This window comes from Novosphingobium sp. HR1a (assembly GCF_015594425.1).
Taxonomy (GTDB): Bacteria; Pseudomonadota; Alphaproteobacteria; order Sphingomonadales; family Sphingomonadaceae; genus Novosphingobium; species Novosphingobium resinovorum_A.
Map to the genome: position 1 here is coordinate 42 of NZ_JABXWS010000024.1, position 15,323 is coordinate 15,364.

Here is a 15,323-nt window from a genome sequence, read left to right on the forward strand (position 1 = left end):
AAAGCACTACCCCCTCCGTCAGCGCTTCGCGCTGCCACCTCCCCATCGCCGCGCGACAGGGAGGATTTGCGCGGTCAGTCGCTTTCGAATGCGGCGCGCATGTCGTCGGGGGCGAGGTCGGAGAACTTGGTGATGCGCGCCTCGAAGCGCAGGCGGACCTTGCCGGTGGCGCCGTGGCGCTGCTTGGCGATGATCAGTTCGGAGAGGCCGGTGACCTCCTCCATCTTGGCGCGCCAGGTCTCCCACTTGTCCTTGACATCGACGCCGTCGGTGTCGCTGGGGAACTTGGGCTCGGTTGCCTTCACGTAGTAGTCTTCGCGGTAGACGAACCAGACCATGTCGGCGTCCTGCTCGATCGAGCCCGATTCGCGAAGGTCGGACAGCATCGGGCGTTTGTCGTCGCGCTGTTCCACCGCACGGGAGAGCTGCGAGAGCGCGATCACCGGAACGCCCAGTTCCTTGGCCAGCGTCTTGAGGCCGCGCGAAATCTCGGAAATCTCGTTCACGCGGTTGTCGTTGGCGCGGCCCGACCCGGACAGCAGCTGCAGGTAGTCGATGATGACGAGGCCGATGTTGTGGCGGCGCTTGAGGCGGCGGGCGCGGGTGCGCAGGCCGGCGATCGTCAGGCCGGGGCTGTCGTCGATGTAGAGCGGCAGTTCGGCAAGGCGCTGGCTGGCGAAGGACAGCGACTGGAAGTCCTCACGGCTGATCTTGCCCATGCGCAGCGCTTCGGAGCTGATGTTGGACTGCTCGGCCAGAATACGTGTCGCTAGCTGGTCGGCGCTCATTTCGAGGCTGAAGAAAGCCACCGGCGCGCCCACCGACTTCTCGTGCGGCATGCCGTCGCGCACGGTGTCGTCGACGTAGCGCTGCGCGGTGTTGAAGGCGATGTTGGTGACCAGCGAGGTCTTGCCCATGCCGGGACGCCCGGCAAGGATGATAAGGTCGGAATCGTGAAGGCCACCGATCTTCTGGTTGACCGAGGTGAGGCCGGTGGTCTTGCCCGAGATGTGGCCGCCCGAATTGAACGCCTTTTCGATCGCCTGGATCGCGACGCGGGTGGCGGAGCCGAAGCTCTTGGCCTCGTTCTGCGTCGCGGCGCCTTCGGCCACTTTGTAGAGCGCGGCTTCGGCGTGCTCGATCTGCTCCATCGGCTCGACCGATTCGGAGGTATCCATCGCGCTCTCGACCAGATTGCGGCCGACCGAGATCAGTTCGCGCAGCAGGGCAAGGTCGTAGATCTGCTCGGCCAGCTCACGCGGGGCGAGCAGGCCCTGGCCGTCTGCCGTAAGCCGGGCGAGATAGGCGACGCCGCCCAGCGCCTTCAGCGATTCGTCGGCCTCGAAATAGGGGCGCAGGGTGACCGGCGTGACCACCGCCTTGCGGTCTAGCAGCTGCAGGATGCGCTCGTAGAGGCGGCCGTGGACGGGCTCGAAGAAATGGAGCGGGGTGAGCGGGGTCTGCAGTTCCTCGATCACGCGGTTGTCGATGAGGACCGCGCCGAGGAACGCGGCTTCCGCCTCGACGTTCGCGGGCAGGGTTCGGACTTCCGCACCATCGGTACGGGCAAGGGCAACAGGCTGGACCATAAGCGCCGGACAATGCTCCGGCAGCGCTGCGCGAACAAGTCAGGCGGGGAGGGATATTAATCCACAAGCTGTGGATGTGTGTGGGCTGTGTGCGGCGCTGCCCACCCCGCTGCGACTAGGGCCTGCGGCCCAAGTCTCGCTCCCCTCCCGCAAGCGGGAGGGGTTGGGGGTGGGTTTTCCCCTTCGCACTCAATCCAAAGCCCACTTGCCCGCCCATGCCGCAACCGCGTAAAGGGCGTGCCGTAATGGCCGACCCGCGTATCTCCCACATCGAACTCGACGATGCGACCATCCTGTGGCGCAATGCCGATATCGAGCAGGAACGGCGCATCGCCATCTTCGATCTCATAGAAGACAATGTCTTCAAGCCCTTGCGCTCATCAGAGGCGGGGCACGAGGGCCCTTACCGGTTGCGGCTTTCGGTACAGGACGGGCGCTTGTCGCTGGAAATCACCGCCGATAACGGAGCGGCGCTGGAGACGCTGGTGCTCGGCCTCGCCCGATTCCGGCGGCCGATCCGCGAGTATTTCGCGATCTGCGAGAGCTATTACCAGGCGATTCGCAAGGCGACCGCGCAGGAGATCGAAACCATCGACATGGCCCGCCGCGCGATCCACAACGAGGCATCGGAACTGCTGCTCGAACGCCTGCAGGGCAAGGTCGAGACCGACCACCCCACGGCACGGCGGCTGTTCACGCTGATCTGCGTCCTGCATATCCGCGGCTGAAGGGGACATCGTGGCACGCAAGACAAGGACCGCTTCGGGCGGCAGGGGGCTGTTGTGGCGCGCACTGGGCGCCCTCGCGCTCGTGGCGATCGTCGCCGGGGCATGGGGCTGGTGGCACTTGCGTCACTGGACGCCGGAGCGCGCCGTCTACCCGCTACAAGGCGTCGAGATCGGCGTGGATGACGGCGAGGTCAGTTGGAAGTCGCTAAAGGCCATCGGCGCCGACTTCGCCTATATCGACGCGAGCGCCAGCGCTTTCGCGCGCGATCCGGCCTTCGTGGACAACTTCGAGGCGGCCAAGGCGGCGGGCATGCAGGTGGGGGCGCTCCACCGCTACGATCCATGCCAGCCTGCGGGAACGCAAGCGGCGAACTTCGTCACCACCGTCCCGCGCGACGCCAAGTTGCTGCCGCCCGCCGTCGAACTCGACATGCTGGCCGACGACTGCCCGGTGAAAGTCTCCGACGCGCGGGTCGAGAGCGAGCTGATGACCTTCCTCAATCAGGTCGAAACTCACGCGGGCAAGCCGGTGATCCTCAAGGTCACGCCGGCCTTCCAATCGCGCTACACCATCGCCCACAAGCTCGACCGTAACCTGTGGCTGGTGCAGGATCGCTTCGAGCCGGGCTATGCGGGCCGGCCCTGGACGATGTGGACGGCGAACCATTCGCTCGCCAACGAGGTTGCGCAAGGGGGGCTGCGCTGGGTAGTCGTGCTGCCATGACTACCGACATGAACGACGACACCCGCGACACCCTTATGGCGGCCGCCCGCAAGGCCGCTGCCGGAGCTTATGCGCCTTATTCCAACTTTCATGTCGGGGCAGCGCTGCTGCTGGCCGACGGCACCTTGGTGACCGGCGCCAACGTGGAGAACGCGAGCTATGGCCTGTCGCTCTGCGCGGAGACGGTCGCGATCGCCGGGATTCTGGCGACGGGCGACCGGCCGCAGCTGCAGGCCCTGGCCGTCACCGGCGGCGCGCCAGGCGCGGCCGGGCAGGGGCCTCAGGTGACGCCGTGCGGGCGCTGCCGCCAGATCATCAACGAGATCGCGCAGCTTGGCGGCACTGACCCCGTGGTCTGGTGCGACGGCGCCGAAGGCGTGCTGGAAACCCGGCTCTCCGAACTGCTGCCTTACGCCTTCGGACCTGCGAACCTGGGCTGAACACCCGGTCCCACACGGCGACGGGCAGGCACCATCCGTCGCATGTCCTATTGTCTACCTTTCAAGTTGAGATAGTCTCCAGGCCAGTCGGGACACATAGAGTCGACCGGCGGAAGCTCGATCAACTGGAGATTCCCATGGCAACGCTTCGCAATTTACCTGAACGCGAGACGCCGCTTATCCTGCTGGTGCCCGGCACGCCGCTTACCCCCAAACACTGGATGAGCCGCTGGGCACAGTGGAGCGAGCACTGCCGCGTGGTGGAACTCGGCCTTTGGGATGAGCCGCACCGCAATACCTGGGTGAACAAGCTGAACCTCGCGATCCGCCGTGCCGATCGGCCGGTGGTGATCGTGACCGACGACATCGCCGCGCTGGCACTTGCCTGGTGGGTGGAGTTCGAGGTGGCCGGGGCAGAAAGCCCCGTAATCGGCGCGCTGATCGTCGATGCGCCCAACGTGGACCTTCCGGGCGCCGACCCGCGCCTGGCCGCCTTCGGTGCCTGCCCGCGCCAGCCGCTGCCGTTCACCTCGTTCCTCGTCGCCGATCTCGACGGTTCTGCACAGCGCTCGATGCTGCGGCTGGCAAATGACTGGGGGGCTTGCCCGATCGCCGACGAGCCGCGCGGCGACTGGGGCGAGGGCTGGGTACTGCTCCAGTCCATCGTCGGTGCGCTGGGCGTGGAACTCGCCGAGCCGCACTGGGCAAGCGGCACGGTTCGCGAGGAGCGCCGGCGAACGGCGTTCTAGGATGTCTTCGTGCCGGACTTGCTCCGGGACTAGTGGCTGTCTTTAGGACCTGCCATCGGCGGGGGCTTCGACAAGCTCAGCCTGAGCGGCATCGAGATATTCTCTCAAATCCGCTCAGGCTGAGCTTGTCGAAGCCCCCGCATTACACGCCGTCATTTCGGCAGTTCACGGCGCGTGGTCCCGGAGCAAATCCGGGACCACGCGGCTCAGGCCGTTTCGCGCTCCACCAGCCATTCCAGCAGCGCGGCCATGCAGTCGCGTCCCAGCTGTGCCGAGCGTTCCGGGCTCCAGCCCTGCGCCTTGTCGGCGGCGGGGTTGTGGTCCTTGAACGGCATTTCCAACGTCATAGACACGGCGCCGTAGCGCTCGGCCAACTGGTTGGTGGACATCGTCAGGTTGCCCTTGCCCGGCCGGGTGAGTGGGTAGCCCACCTTGGTCTGGAAATCGGGCGTGCGGCGCTCCAGCAGGTCGGCATAGAGGGTATAGCCTGCCTGCTGCTCCTGCTTTAGCGAGGGGATGCCCTCGAACCCTGCAAGGAATACCGCCGGGATCGCTTCGTCGCCGTGGACGTCCATGGCGAAGTCGACGCCTGTTGCGTCCATCGCATCACGGATCGCCAGCACTTCGGGGGACTTCCCGGCCGTGGGTTCGGCCCATTCGCGGTTGAGGTTCACGCCTACGGCATTGGTCCGCAGGTGCCCCCGGCGCGAGCCATCGGGGTTGGCGTTGGGAACGACGTGCAGGGTGCAGCGCTTGCGCAGTTCCCGGCCTACCGAGCTGGCGGGATCGGCGAGCAGGTCTAGCGCGCCTTCCATCCACCACTCCGCCATCGATTCGCCGGGGTGCTGGCGGGCGTAGAGCCAGACTTGCAGCGGCCCGTCGCCCATGTCGAGGCAGTCGATCGCCTGCCCGTCGAGGGTCAGGCCCAGCGAGCGATGCGACACGCCGTCAGCACCGGCAATCGCGGCGACGAGGTCGTGGTGACGCTCCATCGAATAGGGCGCGAAGTAGGCGAACCATGCGAGGTCGCCGACCGGCTCGTAGCGGATAGTAAGGGTGCCGCCGTCGCGGCTTTCGTCGAACGTGCTTTCCGCGCGGCTCCAGTATTCGCGGTCCTCGGAGACGACGGCGTCATAGTTCGGCCAGCCCATCGGATAGGCCGAGCCGTTGAGGCCGTTGATGCGCAGCACCAGTTCGCGGCCCGCCGCGCCGGAGACGCGGAAGTGGAACCACTGGAAGAAGTCCGATTCGTGATCCTTGCGGATCGCGAGGCTCGCCTCGGGGCCGGAGGCGGAGAGGACTTCGATGTTGCCGGAATCGAACGAAGCGGTGATCTGGATGTCGGTCATTTTACCTGAATAGTTTCGCCCGACTGTCCCGGAAACCCCTTGAACAGCGCTTCGGCAACTTTCGCCGAGCCGAGCGGCGCCTGCGCGAGCGGCGAATCGCCGCGCACCACGAAGCCGGCGCGGCCTTCCCACAAGGCGGTGGCGGTCGGAGCGGCGGCGCGATCGCGGATGGAGACGAACACGCGCGTCTCGACCTGCTCCTTGGGCTTGCCGGAAAGATCGAAGCCGATACCGAGGCCCACGCCCGAGCCATAACCACCGGTCCCGCCGCCGACGCCGACCGACACCGGGCTGTTCGAGCGCTGGGGCTGGTAGGTGTTGCGCTCCAGCGTCAGCAACGCGATTTGCGCGCTGGCTGCCTGTCCGGGAAGCGGTTCGGTATAGCCGATGCGTGTCAATTCACGCGCCACGGCGGCGGCATAAGTGCGGAATTCGAGGTTGTCGGCCTGCCCGGTTGCGGGCTCGACGCGGATCGTACCGCGGCCGAGGCGCGACATGTCGGGCGCGTGGAAGCGGGTGACTTCGACCGGACCAATCGGGGCAACACAGGCGTTGAGCGCCAGCGCGGCGGTGAGGGCAAGCAGTGCGGGCAGGGTGCGCATGATTTCGAAGTCCTCTTCGCGGGGCCTTGTAAGGCAGCCTCAGTGCCCTGCCGAGGGGGCTTCGACAAGCTCAGCCTGAGCGGACGTTATATAACCCGCAGCCGGGCCCGGCAGTTCCGTCTTATCCCGCGCGGCCGACCCTGTCGGGACCGATCGCGTCGGCCTTGGGGAAGTTGTCGAAGAGGGCGCCCGCCAGCTTGGTGGCGATCATGCCGTCGGGCCACTTGTCGTCGCCTTCGCGGGTGGCGATCGTGGCGTAGCCTTCCCACAGCACCTTGCCACTGGCGCGATCGACGATCTGCGCGTCGAGCCGGGTGGAGACGAGGGCCGAGCGCGGCTTGGTCATGTCGATGTTGATGCCAAGGCCGTAAGCCTGCCCGTACGTGCCCACTTCCATCGCGGCGGTGCCGCTGACGGGGCTGCGCTTTTCCTCGGCCGGGGTGAGCACCTGACGGGAGATACGCAGCTTGGTAATCTGCGGCTGCGGCGTGTCGGGATGGAGCGTGTCGTACCCGGCGCCGACCAGAGCATCGACGATCGCGGCCTCGTAGGCGCGGCGCGCGCCCGCATCGACCCAGGCACCGTCACCCGATTCCGATTCGACCGAGACAGGACCATGGCCCAGTTCGGCCACCGCAGCGGCGTCGGGCGAGACGAAGCGGCTTACTTCGACATGACCTTCGCGCGAATCTTTGGACCGGGTCTGCATGCGCGGCGAATCGAGCATCGAGCCGCCCCAGCCGGGCCGGTTCCAGCCGCCACCCATTCCGCCGCCCCAGCCGGGGCCGTACTGGGCTTGCGCCGAGGAAGCGAGCAACGAGGCTGCGATCCCTGCGGCGATTCCTGCGCCTTTTAGAAATTTCATTGTGTTCCGGTCCGAATTCGGTGGCGTCGCGCCCAAGTTTTATCTTATGCGGGCCGCAACTTGCCCGCGCCTGAACGAAGATAGGCGTTGGCACGGGTGCCCGCAACGGCCCGCAACACTTGACTTTGTCGCGGGCTACCACTAACGGCGCCACTTCGAATTTCCGGCGGTCGGTAACCGCCACGATGACACGGACGAGATAGACCATGAAGATTCGCAACAGCCTGAAGTCGCTCAAGGACCGTCACCGGGACAACCGCGTGATCCGTCGTCGCGGCCGTACTTACGTCATCAACAAGACCAACCGTCGCTTCAAGGCCCGCCAGGGCTGATCCTGTCCGCCCGCTTCGGCGGGCGATAACAGGCGGACGGTTTCGTCGCGTGCATGAGGCCCCCGCCGATCGCGGGGGTCTTGTCATGTCTGCTGTCCGTGGAATTGATGCTGTCGTCTTCGACGTCGGCAAGGTGCTGATCGAGTGGGACATGCGCCTGCTGTTCGGCAAGCTGATCGTCGAGCCCGACCGGCTCGACTGGTTCATGGCCAACGTCGTCACGCAGGACTGGCACGTCGAGCACGACGGCGGCCGCGACCTCGCCGAGATGGTCGCCGCCCGCAAGGCCGAATTTCCCGGGCACGACGACCTGCTCGACGCCTACGCCACGCGCTTCGGCGAGACGATCCCCGGCAACGTCCCCGGCAGCCACGAGATCGTACGCGAACTGGCTGCGGGCGGCGTGCCGCTCTTCGCCATCACCAACTTCGCTAGCGCGTTCTGGCATGAATACCGCGCCGGAGAGCCGCTGTTCGACCTGTTCGGAGACATCGTCGTCTCGGGCGACGAGAAACTGCTCAAGCCCGATGCGCGTATCTTTGACCTGGCCGCACAGCGCTTCGGCCATGATCCGGCAGCGATGTTATTCATAGACGATAATGCCGACAACATCGCCGCTGCGCGCGACCTCGGCTGGCAGGTGCATCACTTCGATGGCGCCGACGCGCTGCGAGCAGATCTGGCGGTGCGGGGGGTGCTCGCGTCGTCCCGGATCAAGTCCGGGACGACGAAGGGTATTAACGATCGAATCGCTCTGATTTCGCCGCCTTCACCGTCTGGTTAAAATTATTTCGCACTTGCAGCGAGACAGCTTGGCAAGTCCCGATTCCTGTTGCATCAATCGGTCAACAGGGAGTCACAATGGCGACTGCGGGCAGCAAGAACTTCGACGAGATGCTCAACGCGGACGGCTCCGTACGTCCCGCTTACGAAGAATTCCGCCAATGGTTCGACGGTCAGGACACCACTTGGCTCAGGCGGCAGGATGCCGAGGCGGAGCGCTTCTTCCGCCGCATCGGCATCACCTTCAACGTCTATGGGGATGACGCGGGCGAGGAACGCCTGATCCCCTTCGACATGATCCCCCGCATCATCACCGCGCGCGAATGGCGCAAGCTGACGCGCGGGATCGAGCAGCGGGTGCGGGCGATCAACGCCTTCCTGCAGGATCTCTACCACCGTCAGGAGATCATCCGTTCCGGCCGCCTGCCGATCGAGGCGCTGCGCAACAACGAGGCGTTCCTCAGCCAGATGATCGGCTTCACGCCGCCGGGCGGGGTCTACACGCATATCGTCGGCATCGACCTCGTCCGCACCGGGCCGGACGACTTCATGGTGCTCGAAGACAACGCCCGCACGCCCTCCGGCGTCTCCTATATGCTGGAGAACCGCGAGACGATGATGGCGATGTTCCCGGAACTGTTCACTAAAGTTCCGGTACGCCCCGTCTCCGACTATCCGCGCCGCCTCGCCCGTTCGCTGCGGGCCTGCGCCCCGGCGGCCTACAAGGGCGGCAAGCGGCCGGTCGTGGCGGTGCTGACGCCGGGCATCTACAATTCCGCCTATTTCGAGCACGCGTTCCTCGCCGACCAGATGGGCGCGGAACTGGTCGAGGGCAGCGACCTGCGCGTCATGGACGGGCGTGTATGCATGCGCACGACCACCGGTTACAAGGCGATCGACGTGATCTACCGCCGGGTGGACGACGATTACCTCGACCCGCTGACCTTCAATCCGAACTCGGTGCTGGGTGTCGCGGGCATCTTCGACGTCTACCGTTCGGGCGGCGTCACCATCGCCAATGCTCCGGGCACCGGCATCGCCGACGACAAGGCGATCTACAGCTACATGCCCGAGATCGTCGAATTCTACACCGGCGAGAAGCCGATCCTCCAGAACGTGCCGACGTGGCGCTGTTCGGAGGCGGATTCGCTAGGCTACGTGCTCGACAACCTTGCGGACCTCGTCGTCAAAGAAGTGCACGGTTCGGGCGGCTACGGCATGCTGATCGGCCCGACTTCCTCGAAAAAGGAGATCGCGGAGTTCGAGCAGAAACTGCGCGCCAAGCCGGGCAACTATATCGCCCAGCCGACGCTCTCGCTCTCGACCGTGCCGATCTTCACCAAGGAGGGCCTCGCGCCCCGGCACGTGGACTTACGGCCTTTCGTGCTCGTATCGCCCGACGGAATCGACATCACGCCGGGGGGGCTGACGCGCGTGGCGCTCAAGAAGGGATCGCTGGTGGTCAATTCCTCGCAAGGGGGCGGCACCAAGGACAGCTGGGTGCTGGACGAATGAGCGCGGTGGATATGAGCAGGGGCAAGAACTGATGCTGGGCCGAGGCGCGAACGGCGTCTACTGGATGAGCCGCTATCTCGAACGCGCGGAGAATACCGCACGGTTGATCGACGTGGGCTTTCACCTCGCGCTGACGCGGGGTAGTCGCCAGTCGCAGGACGAGGAGTGGAAGTCGGTCCTCACCACGACCGGCCAGCTTGAAGCCTATTGTGAAACCCACAGCGAGTTCACCGGCCCACAGGTGTTCAATTTTCTGCTGCGCGAAAAGGACAATCCCGGTTCGGTACTGGCGATGGTCGAGAACGCACGGACCAATGCGCGCGTGGTGCGCACCAGCCTGACCAATGCGGTGTGGGAGACCACCAACGAAGGCTGGATGAACTTGCGCGAACTGCTCGCGCGGCCGGTCCGCGAGACGAGTCTGGGTGAAGTGCTGCGCGAGATCCGCCGCACCGGGACGTTGGTGCGCGGCGCGCTCGAGGGCACGATGCTGCGCAACGAGGTGTTCAACTTCTCGCGCATCGGCACCTTCATCGAGCGGGCGGACAACACCGCGCGCATCCTCGATGTGAAGTACTACGTCTTGCTGCCCTCGGCGGCGTGGGTGGGCTCCAGCCTCGACAACGTGCAGTGGGACACGCTGCTGCGCTCGGTGGCAGGCAACCGGGCCTATTCGTGGCTCAACGCCGGTTCGATGGACCCGCGCGGCATCGCGAAGTTCCTGATCCTCGATGGGCAGTTCCCGCGCAGCCTTGTGTTCTGCTTTGACAAGATCCGCAGCAACATGGCGGGGCTTGCCAAGGAATACGGTGTGGAGGTTCCGGCGCACGAATTGCTGCGCGATGCGGGGGCCAGGCTGCATCAGACCTCGATCGAGGAGATTTTCGAGACCGGCCTGCACGAATTCCTGCAGGATTTCATCGGCAAGACCATCGAGATCAGCAGCGCTATCGCCGCCGATTATCGGTTCAGCGAGTAGGAGGGCACAAGAGTGCTCCTGACCGTCAAGCACGCCACGCGCTATGCCTTCGCCGGTAAAGTGACTCACGGGCTGCAGCGCCTGCGTCTCAAGCCCAAGTCGACGCACGGGCAGGAAGTGCTCGACTGGCGCATGACGCTGGAGGGCGCGGCCACTCAGGCGTCCTACGAGGACCAGCATTACAATCATGTCGATCTCGTCTCGATCGAGCCGGGCGTGCCGGAGGTGGTGGTGACTTGCGAGGGCACCGTCCGGACGGTCGACAACAACGGCGTCGTCGGCCAGAACTTCGGGCTTATGCCGCTGTGGTGCTTCCTGCGGCCGACGAAGCTGACGAAGCCCGGTCCCAAGGTGCGGCAGCTCCTCGCCGGAATCGAGGCCGATCGCTCCGACCTCCTGGGTTATCTCCACACCCTGTCGAGCGTGATCGGCGAGCAGGTGGAATACGTGCCGGGCACCACCGATTCGCAAACGACTGCCGAACAGGCGCTAGCGGCCGGGAAGGGCGTGTGTCAGGATCACGCGCATATCTTCATCGCCGCCGGACGTATGCTCGACGTGCCGATGCGTTACGTCGGCGGTTATCTTCGGATCGATGACCGTGTCGAGCAGGAGGCCGGCCACGGCTGGGCCGAGGCGCATGTGCCCGGGCTCGGCTGGGTGGGCTTCGACGTTTCCAACGCGATCTGTCCGGACGAGCGCTATATCCGCGTGGCGACGGGCTGCGACTACTCCGAAGCCGCGCCGGTCACCGGCATCGCCATGGGGGCGGGAGAAACCCGACTCGACGTTCATCTATCGGTAGATGAGAATCGGGTAGGAATGCAGCAGCAGTCCGCACAGGGCGGGCAGCAGCAGACGCAAGGCAGCTAGACCCTCACCGCACGGTGGGGTACGGGCGGCACGGGTTTGCACGGGGTTTGACGTAGTACCATGACTTATTGTGTCGGCATGATGCTGGATCGCGGGCTCGTCCTGATGAGCGACACGCGCACCAATTCGGGCGTCGACAACATCTCGACCTTCCGCAAGATGGTCCACTGGGAAATTCCCGGCGAGCGGATCATCTCGGTCATGACGGCGGGCAACCTCGCCACCACGCAGGCGGTCATCAGCCAGCTGGAAGAGCGCACCAAGGCCCCTTCCGAGCGGCACAATTCGCTGCTCGAGGCACCGACGATGTTCAAGGTCGCCTCGATCGTGGGCAACCTGCTGCAGGACATCATCGAGGAACGCGCCACCGACAACGGCCAGAAGGCCGCCGCCGGAACCTTCAGCGCCTCGATGATCGTGGCGGGCCAGATCAAGGGCATGGAACCGCGCCTGTTCCTGATCTACCCCGAGGGCAATTTCATCGAGGCCAGCTTCGACACACCGTTCTTCCAGATCGGCGAGACCAAGTACGGCCGCCCGATCCTCATCCGCGGCTACGACCGCGACATGAGCTTCGAAAGCGCGGTGAAGCTGATGACGGTGTCGTTCGATTCGACGTTGAAGGCGAACTTGTCGGTGGGCCTGCCACTTGACCTGCTGGTGATCGAGCGGGACAACTTCACCCCCCGGCACGAGCGGCGGATCGACGCTTCGGACCCGTACTTCCAGTCGGTGTCGACCAGTTGGAGCGAGGCGCTGCGCAATGCGCTGGACGGGTTGCCGGATTATCGGATGGGTTGAGGGCTTCGGTTTAGGCCCACCCCGCTGCGACTAGTTCGCTGCGCTCACAAGTCTCGCGGCCCTCGCGTAAACGGGAGGGCAAAGTGCAGGTCTCTCATTCCCCTCCCGTTTACGGGAGGGGGCAGGGGTGGGCCTCAGGTCTTTACATCCCACACCAGCGGCAGGTTACGGATCGAGAGCAGCCCCGGGAACACCGTCGTATCCGCACCCGGTTTCGCCCGGAACTCGGGTATGCGGCTGAACCATTCCTCCAGCAGTACCCGCAACTCGCGCCGTGCCAGGTGCGCGCCAAGGCAGATGTGCACCCCGCCGACGAAGGTGAAATGCCGGTTGGCCTTGCGCTCCGGATCGAACGTGCGCGGATCGTCGAAGCGCGCTGGATCAAAGTTGCCCGCCGGGTTCAGGCACTGGAACGAATCGCCCTTGCGCACCTGAACCCCGTGCCATTCGAAGTCCTTCGTCGCCGTCCGCGTGGATGACAGGATCGGCTGTGTGCGCAGGAATTCCTCGACCGCGCCGTTGATAAGCTCGGGCCGTTCGCGGATCGTGCGCTGGATTTCCGGCTGGAGCGCCATGCGCCGGAACATCTGCGCGATCGTCGCGGCCACGGTGTCCAGCCCGCCGAGCCAGAGGAACCAGACCATGCCGATCTTCTCGTCCTCGGTCGGGGGTCGGCCCTCGATCCGGCCATGGGCGATCGCGGAGACGAGATGGCCGTCCGGCGCGCGCTCCTTCTCGGCAATGAAAGCGCGCAGGAAATCGAGAACTCCGCGCAGCGCCGCCTGCATCCTGGCAAGGTCGCCCGAGTGCAGGATTTCCCACTCCCAATCGAGGAACTGCTCGAACATCTCTTCGGGAAAGCCCATCAGGCCCATGAAGATGCGCACCGGATAGACCCGGCCGAAGTCCCAGGCCATGTCCACTTCGCCCTTGTCGGCGACGGCGTCGATCATCTCGGTCACGACCTTGCGGATGCGCGGTTCAAGGTCGCGGGTGATCCGCGCCGGGCTGAAATACGGCATCAGATAGAGCCGGTACTTCTGGTGGTCCGGCGGGTCGATGGCGAGAGGGATCGACTTGAAGGTCTCGCCGATCAGGCGCTGGAACTCGGCCGTCCCGGCGTTCGAGAAGTGGTCGTTGTCGGTATAGACCCGCTCGATGTCGGCATAGTGCGAGACCACCCAGTTGCCGCGCTGGTTGCCCGAAATCGCGCCGAGGCCATGCCGCATCGGCGGATTGTAGAGCAGACGGGGAATATCCTCGCTGTTGAGCCACGCAAAGGGCTCGTAGGGATCGACGAGGTCGTTAGGTTCGCTGCCGTTCGCGAAGGACAGATCTACGATGCGGTCCTTCGGTACGTTGTCCGGCGCTTCGTAGTCCACGCGGATGTCGTCAAGCGTTCGCGATTGTGGCATGTTCGTCTCCCGGATGAATAGATGCCGGGATGGCCGCTCCGCAACAAGAGGGCCGCAAGCGAGACAAGCGACGCAATCCCGCCGTCTCGCGCCTCGCAATGCCAGTCATCGTCCCGGCGTTGCCCTGCGCGATTGTGCGAACCCGGCCCGGTTGCGAAATGAGAGGCAATTGTTTTTCGGGAGATTGAGTGATGGCCGAGTCTGAAACCCAGGAGATGGCGCAGAACGCGCGCAAGTACTGGTCGGCGGATGGATATAGCGAAGGCGGCGTGATCCGCGAGGTCGATTATGCCTCGCAGTCTGGTGGCCTCGACCCGATGTTCGAAGGTATTAAGATCGTCGATACCGACACCCACATCACCGAGGCGCCGGACCTTTTCACCAGCCGCGCGCCAGCGGGCTGGAAGGACAAGATGCCCCGCGTGGAGCGGGTCAACGGCACCGACCGCTGGTTCGTGGGCGACCGCGACTTCGGCACGCTGGGCGGCAACGTCATTCGCGCCGACAACAACAAGCTGCTCGGGCGCCTGGCCTTCCCGAAGCTGGAGCAGGCGCATCCCGGGGGCCATGAACTCAAGGCGCGCCTGCAGGCGATGGACGATATGGGCGTCCATGCGCAGATCTGCTTCCAGAATTCCGGCGTGACGCAGGCTGGTTCGCTGATGAGCCTGGGTGACCTCGACCTCGCGCTCAAGGTCATCCAGATCTACAACGACGCCTCGGCCGAGTTCCAGGAGACCTCGGGCCAGCGCATCTTCAACATGGCGCATCTGCCGTTCTGGGACCAGAAGGCTCTGGAAACCGAGGCGAGGCGCTGCCACGATCTCGGCCTCAAGGGCTTCGTGCTGCCCGACACGCCTGAGCGCGTCGGCGTGCCCAGCTTCAATTACGAATACTGGACGCCGTTCCTCGAGATGTGCGAGGCGACCGGCATGCCGCTGAACTTCCACCTAAACGCGGCGATTGATCCCAACACCCTGACCTGGGAAGGCTTCCAGTTCGAGCAGACGCTGTCGGTGGTGGCGACGATGTTCTCGATCGGTAACGCGGCGACGCTGGGTAACTGGATGGTCTCGGGTCGCCTCGACCGGCATCCCAAGCTCAAGATCGGCCTGATCGAAAGCGGCGCGGGCTGGGTGCCCTTCGCGGTCGAGGCGCTGGAGCACCAGTTCCGCGAAATGCTGCCGATCAAGCGCGATGTGCTCAAGAAGCAGCCCTGGGACTACTTCCGCGATCACTTCTTCTGCACCTTCTGGTTCGAGAAGATAGCGCCCAAGTATCTGCTGGAGATCATCGGCGTCGACAACGTCATGTTCGAGACCGACTTCCCGCACCCGACCTCGCTCTATCCGGGCGTGCAGGAGCACCTGAAGGACGTGTTGGGCGGCTATGACCACGCGACCCGCAAGAAGGTGCTGCAGGACAACGCGGTGCGTTTGTACAACCTGCCGTTCTGACGCCGGAGAATCCTCCCCGTTCCGAAGGAATGGGGAGGGGGACCGCCCGCGTAGCGGGTGGTGGAGGGGAGAACCCCCTCCGTCAGCCCTGCGGACTGCCACCTCCCCATCGCTTCGCGACA

The 15,323-nt window shown here is 65.0% G+C and carries 16 protein-coding genes; 11 read left to right on the forward strand and 5 right to left on the reverse strand.

Annotated elements, in window-relative coordinates; all coding sequences use genetic code 11:
• Positions 1–74 precede the first annotated feature (74 nt).
• The gene (locus tag HWN72_RS04440) at positions 75–1,589 is read right to left on the reverse strand and encodes a replicative DNA helicase (RefSeq protein ID WP_008832094.1); all 1,515 of its coding nucleotides are present in this window, start codon (positions 1,587–1,589) and stop codon (positions 75–77) included.
• Between the two features lie 245 nt (positions 1,590–1,834).
• Here HWN72_RS04440 and HWN72_RS04445 point away from each other — a divergent pair, with 245 nt between their 5' ends.
• The 4 genes from HWN72_RS04445 to HWN72_RS04460 all read left to right on the forward strand — a co-directional run bounded on the left by HWN72_RS04445 (position 1,835) and on the right by HWN72_RS04460 (position 4,230).
• Positions 1,835–2,317 carry a UPF0262 family protein gene (locus HWN72_RS04445; RefSeq protein ID WP_008829108.1) on the forward strand — a complete coding sequence of 161 codons (483 nt, stop codon included), beginning with the start codon at positions 1,835–1,837 and terminating at the stop codon, positions 2,315–2,317.
• A gap of 7 nt (positions 2,318–2,324) precedes the next feature.
• A complete protein-coding gene (locus HWN72_RS04450) occupies positions 2,325–3,041 on the forward strand; it encodes a glycoside hydrolase family 25 protein (protein ID WP_069707451.1) in 717 nt (238 codons plus the stop codon).
• Positions 3,038–3,481: a cytidine deaminase gene (locus tag HWN72_RS04455; protein ID WP_156799748.1), complete on the forward strand. Its 444-nt coding sequence runs from the start codon at positions 3,038–3,040 to the stop codon at positions 3,479–3,481. The genes HWN72_RS04450 and HWN72_RS04455 overlap by 4 nt, the downstream gene beginning before the upstream one ends.
• A 137-nt stretch (positions 3,482–3,618) precedes the next feature.
• Complete coding sequence (locus HWN72_RS04460) at positions 3,619–4,230, forward strand: alpha/beta hydrolase (protein ID WP_069707452.1); 612 nt, start codon at positions 3,619–3,621, stop codon at positions 4,228–4,230.
• Positions 4,231–4,436: 206 nt separating this feature from the next.
• Here the strand turns inward: HWN72_RS04460 and HWN72_RS04465 are convergent, their stop codons facing one another.
• The 3 genes from HWN72_RS04465 to HWN72_RS04475 form a co-directional block, all read right to left on the reverse strand.
• Positions 4,437–5,579, reverse strand: a complete 1,143-nt coding sequence (locus tag HWN72_RS04465; protein ID WP_069707453.1) for a M14-type cytosolic carboxypeptidase — start codon at positions 5,577–5,579, stop codon at positions 4,437–4,439.
• Entirely contained in the window at positions 5,576–6,181 is a 606-nt protein-coding gene (locus tag HWN72_RS04470; protein WP_069707454.1) for a hypothetical protein, read from the reverse strand. Before HWN72_RS04470 ends, HWN72_RS04465 begins: the two co-directional genes overlap by 4 nt.
• Before the next feature lie 121 nt (positions 6,182–6,302).
• Entirely contained in the window at positions 6,303–7,046 is a 744-nt protein-coding gene (locus HWN72_RS04475) for a DUF4136 domain-containing protein (protein WP_069707455.1), read from the reverse strand.
• A 206-nt stretch (positions 7,047–7,252) separates the two neighbouring features.
• Here HWN72_RS04475 and ykgO point away from each other — a divergent pair, with 206 nt between their 5' ends.
• The 6 genes from ykgO to HWN72_RS04505 all read left to right on the forward strand — a co-directional run bounded on the left by ykgO (position 7,253) and on the right by HWN72_RS04505 (position 12,329).
• Positions 7,253–7,378 carry a type B 50S ribosomal protein L36 gene (ykgO, locus tag HWN72_RS04480; protein WP_003046794.1) on the forward strand — a complete coding sequence of 42 codons (126 nt, stop codon included), beginning with the start codon at positions 7,253–7,255 and terminating at the stop codon, positions 7,376–7,378.
• Positions 7,379–7,463: 85 nt separating this feature from the next.
• The gene (locus HWN72_RS04485) at positions 7,464–8,162 is read left to right on the forward strand and encodes an HAD family phosphatase (RefSeq protein ID WP_231958121.1); all 699 of its coding nucleotides are present in this window, start codon (positions 7,464–7,466) and stop codon (positions 8,160–8,162) included.
• Positions 8,163–8,239: 77 nt separating this feature from the next.
• Entirely contained in the window at positions 8,240–9,676 is a 1,437-nt protein-coding gene (locus tag HWN72_RS04490; RefSeq protein WP_008829100.1) for a circularly permuted type 2 ATP-grasp protein, read from the forward strand.
• Positions 9,677–9,707: 31 nt separating this feature from the next.
• A complete protein-coding gene (locus HWN72_RS04495) occupies positions 9,708–10,655 on the forward strand; it encodes an alpha-E domain-containing protein (RefSeq protein WP_069707456.1) in 948 nt (315 codons plus the stop codon).
• 12 nt (positions 10,656–10,667) lie between these two features.
• The gene (locus HWN72_RS04500) at positions 10,668–11,528 is read left to right on the forward strand and encodes a transglutaminase family protein (RefSeq protein ID WP_069707457.1); all 861 of its coding nucleotides are present in this window, start codon (positions 10,668–10,670) and stop codon (positions 11,526–11,528) included.
• A gap of 60 nt (positions 11,529–11,588) precedes the next feature.
• On the forward strand, positions 11,589–12,329 hold the full coding sequence (locus tag HWN72_RS04505) for a peptidase (RefSeq protein ID WP_008829097.1): 741 nt from the start codon (positions 11,589–11,591) through the stop codon (positions 12,327–12,329).
• Between the two features lie 134 nt (positions 12,330–12,463).
• On the opposite strand, the gene HWN72_RS04510 is transcribed toward HWN72_RS04505, so the two are convergent.
• Positions 12,464–13,744: a cytochrome P450 gene (locus HWN72_RS04510; protein ID WP_069707458.1), complete on the reverse strand. Its 1,281-nt coding sequence runs from the start codon at positions 13,742–13,744 to the stop codon at positions 12,464–12,466.
• 191 nt (positions 13,745–13,935) lie between these two features.
• Here HWN72_RS04510 and HWN72_RS04515 point away from each other — a divergent pair, with 191 nt between their 5' ends.
• A complete protein-coding gene (locus HWN72_RS04515; RefSeq protein WP_008829095.1) occupies positions 13,936–15,201 on the forward strand; it encodes an amidohydrolase family protein in 1,266 nt (421 codons plus the stop codon).
• Positions 15,202–15,323: the final 122 nt, after the last annotated feature.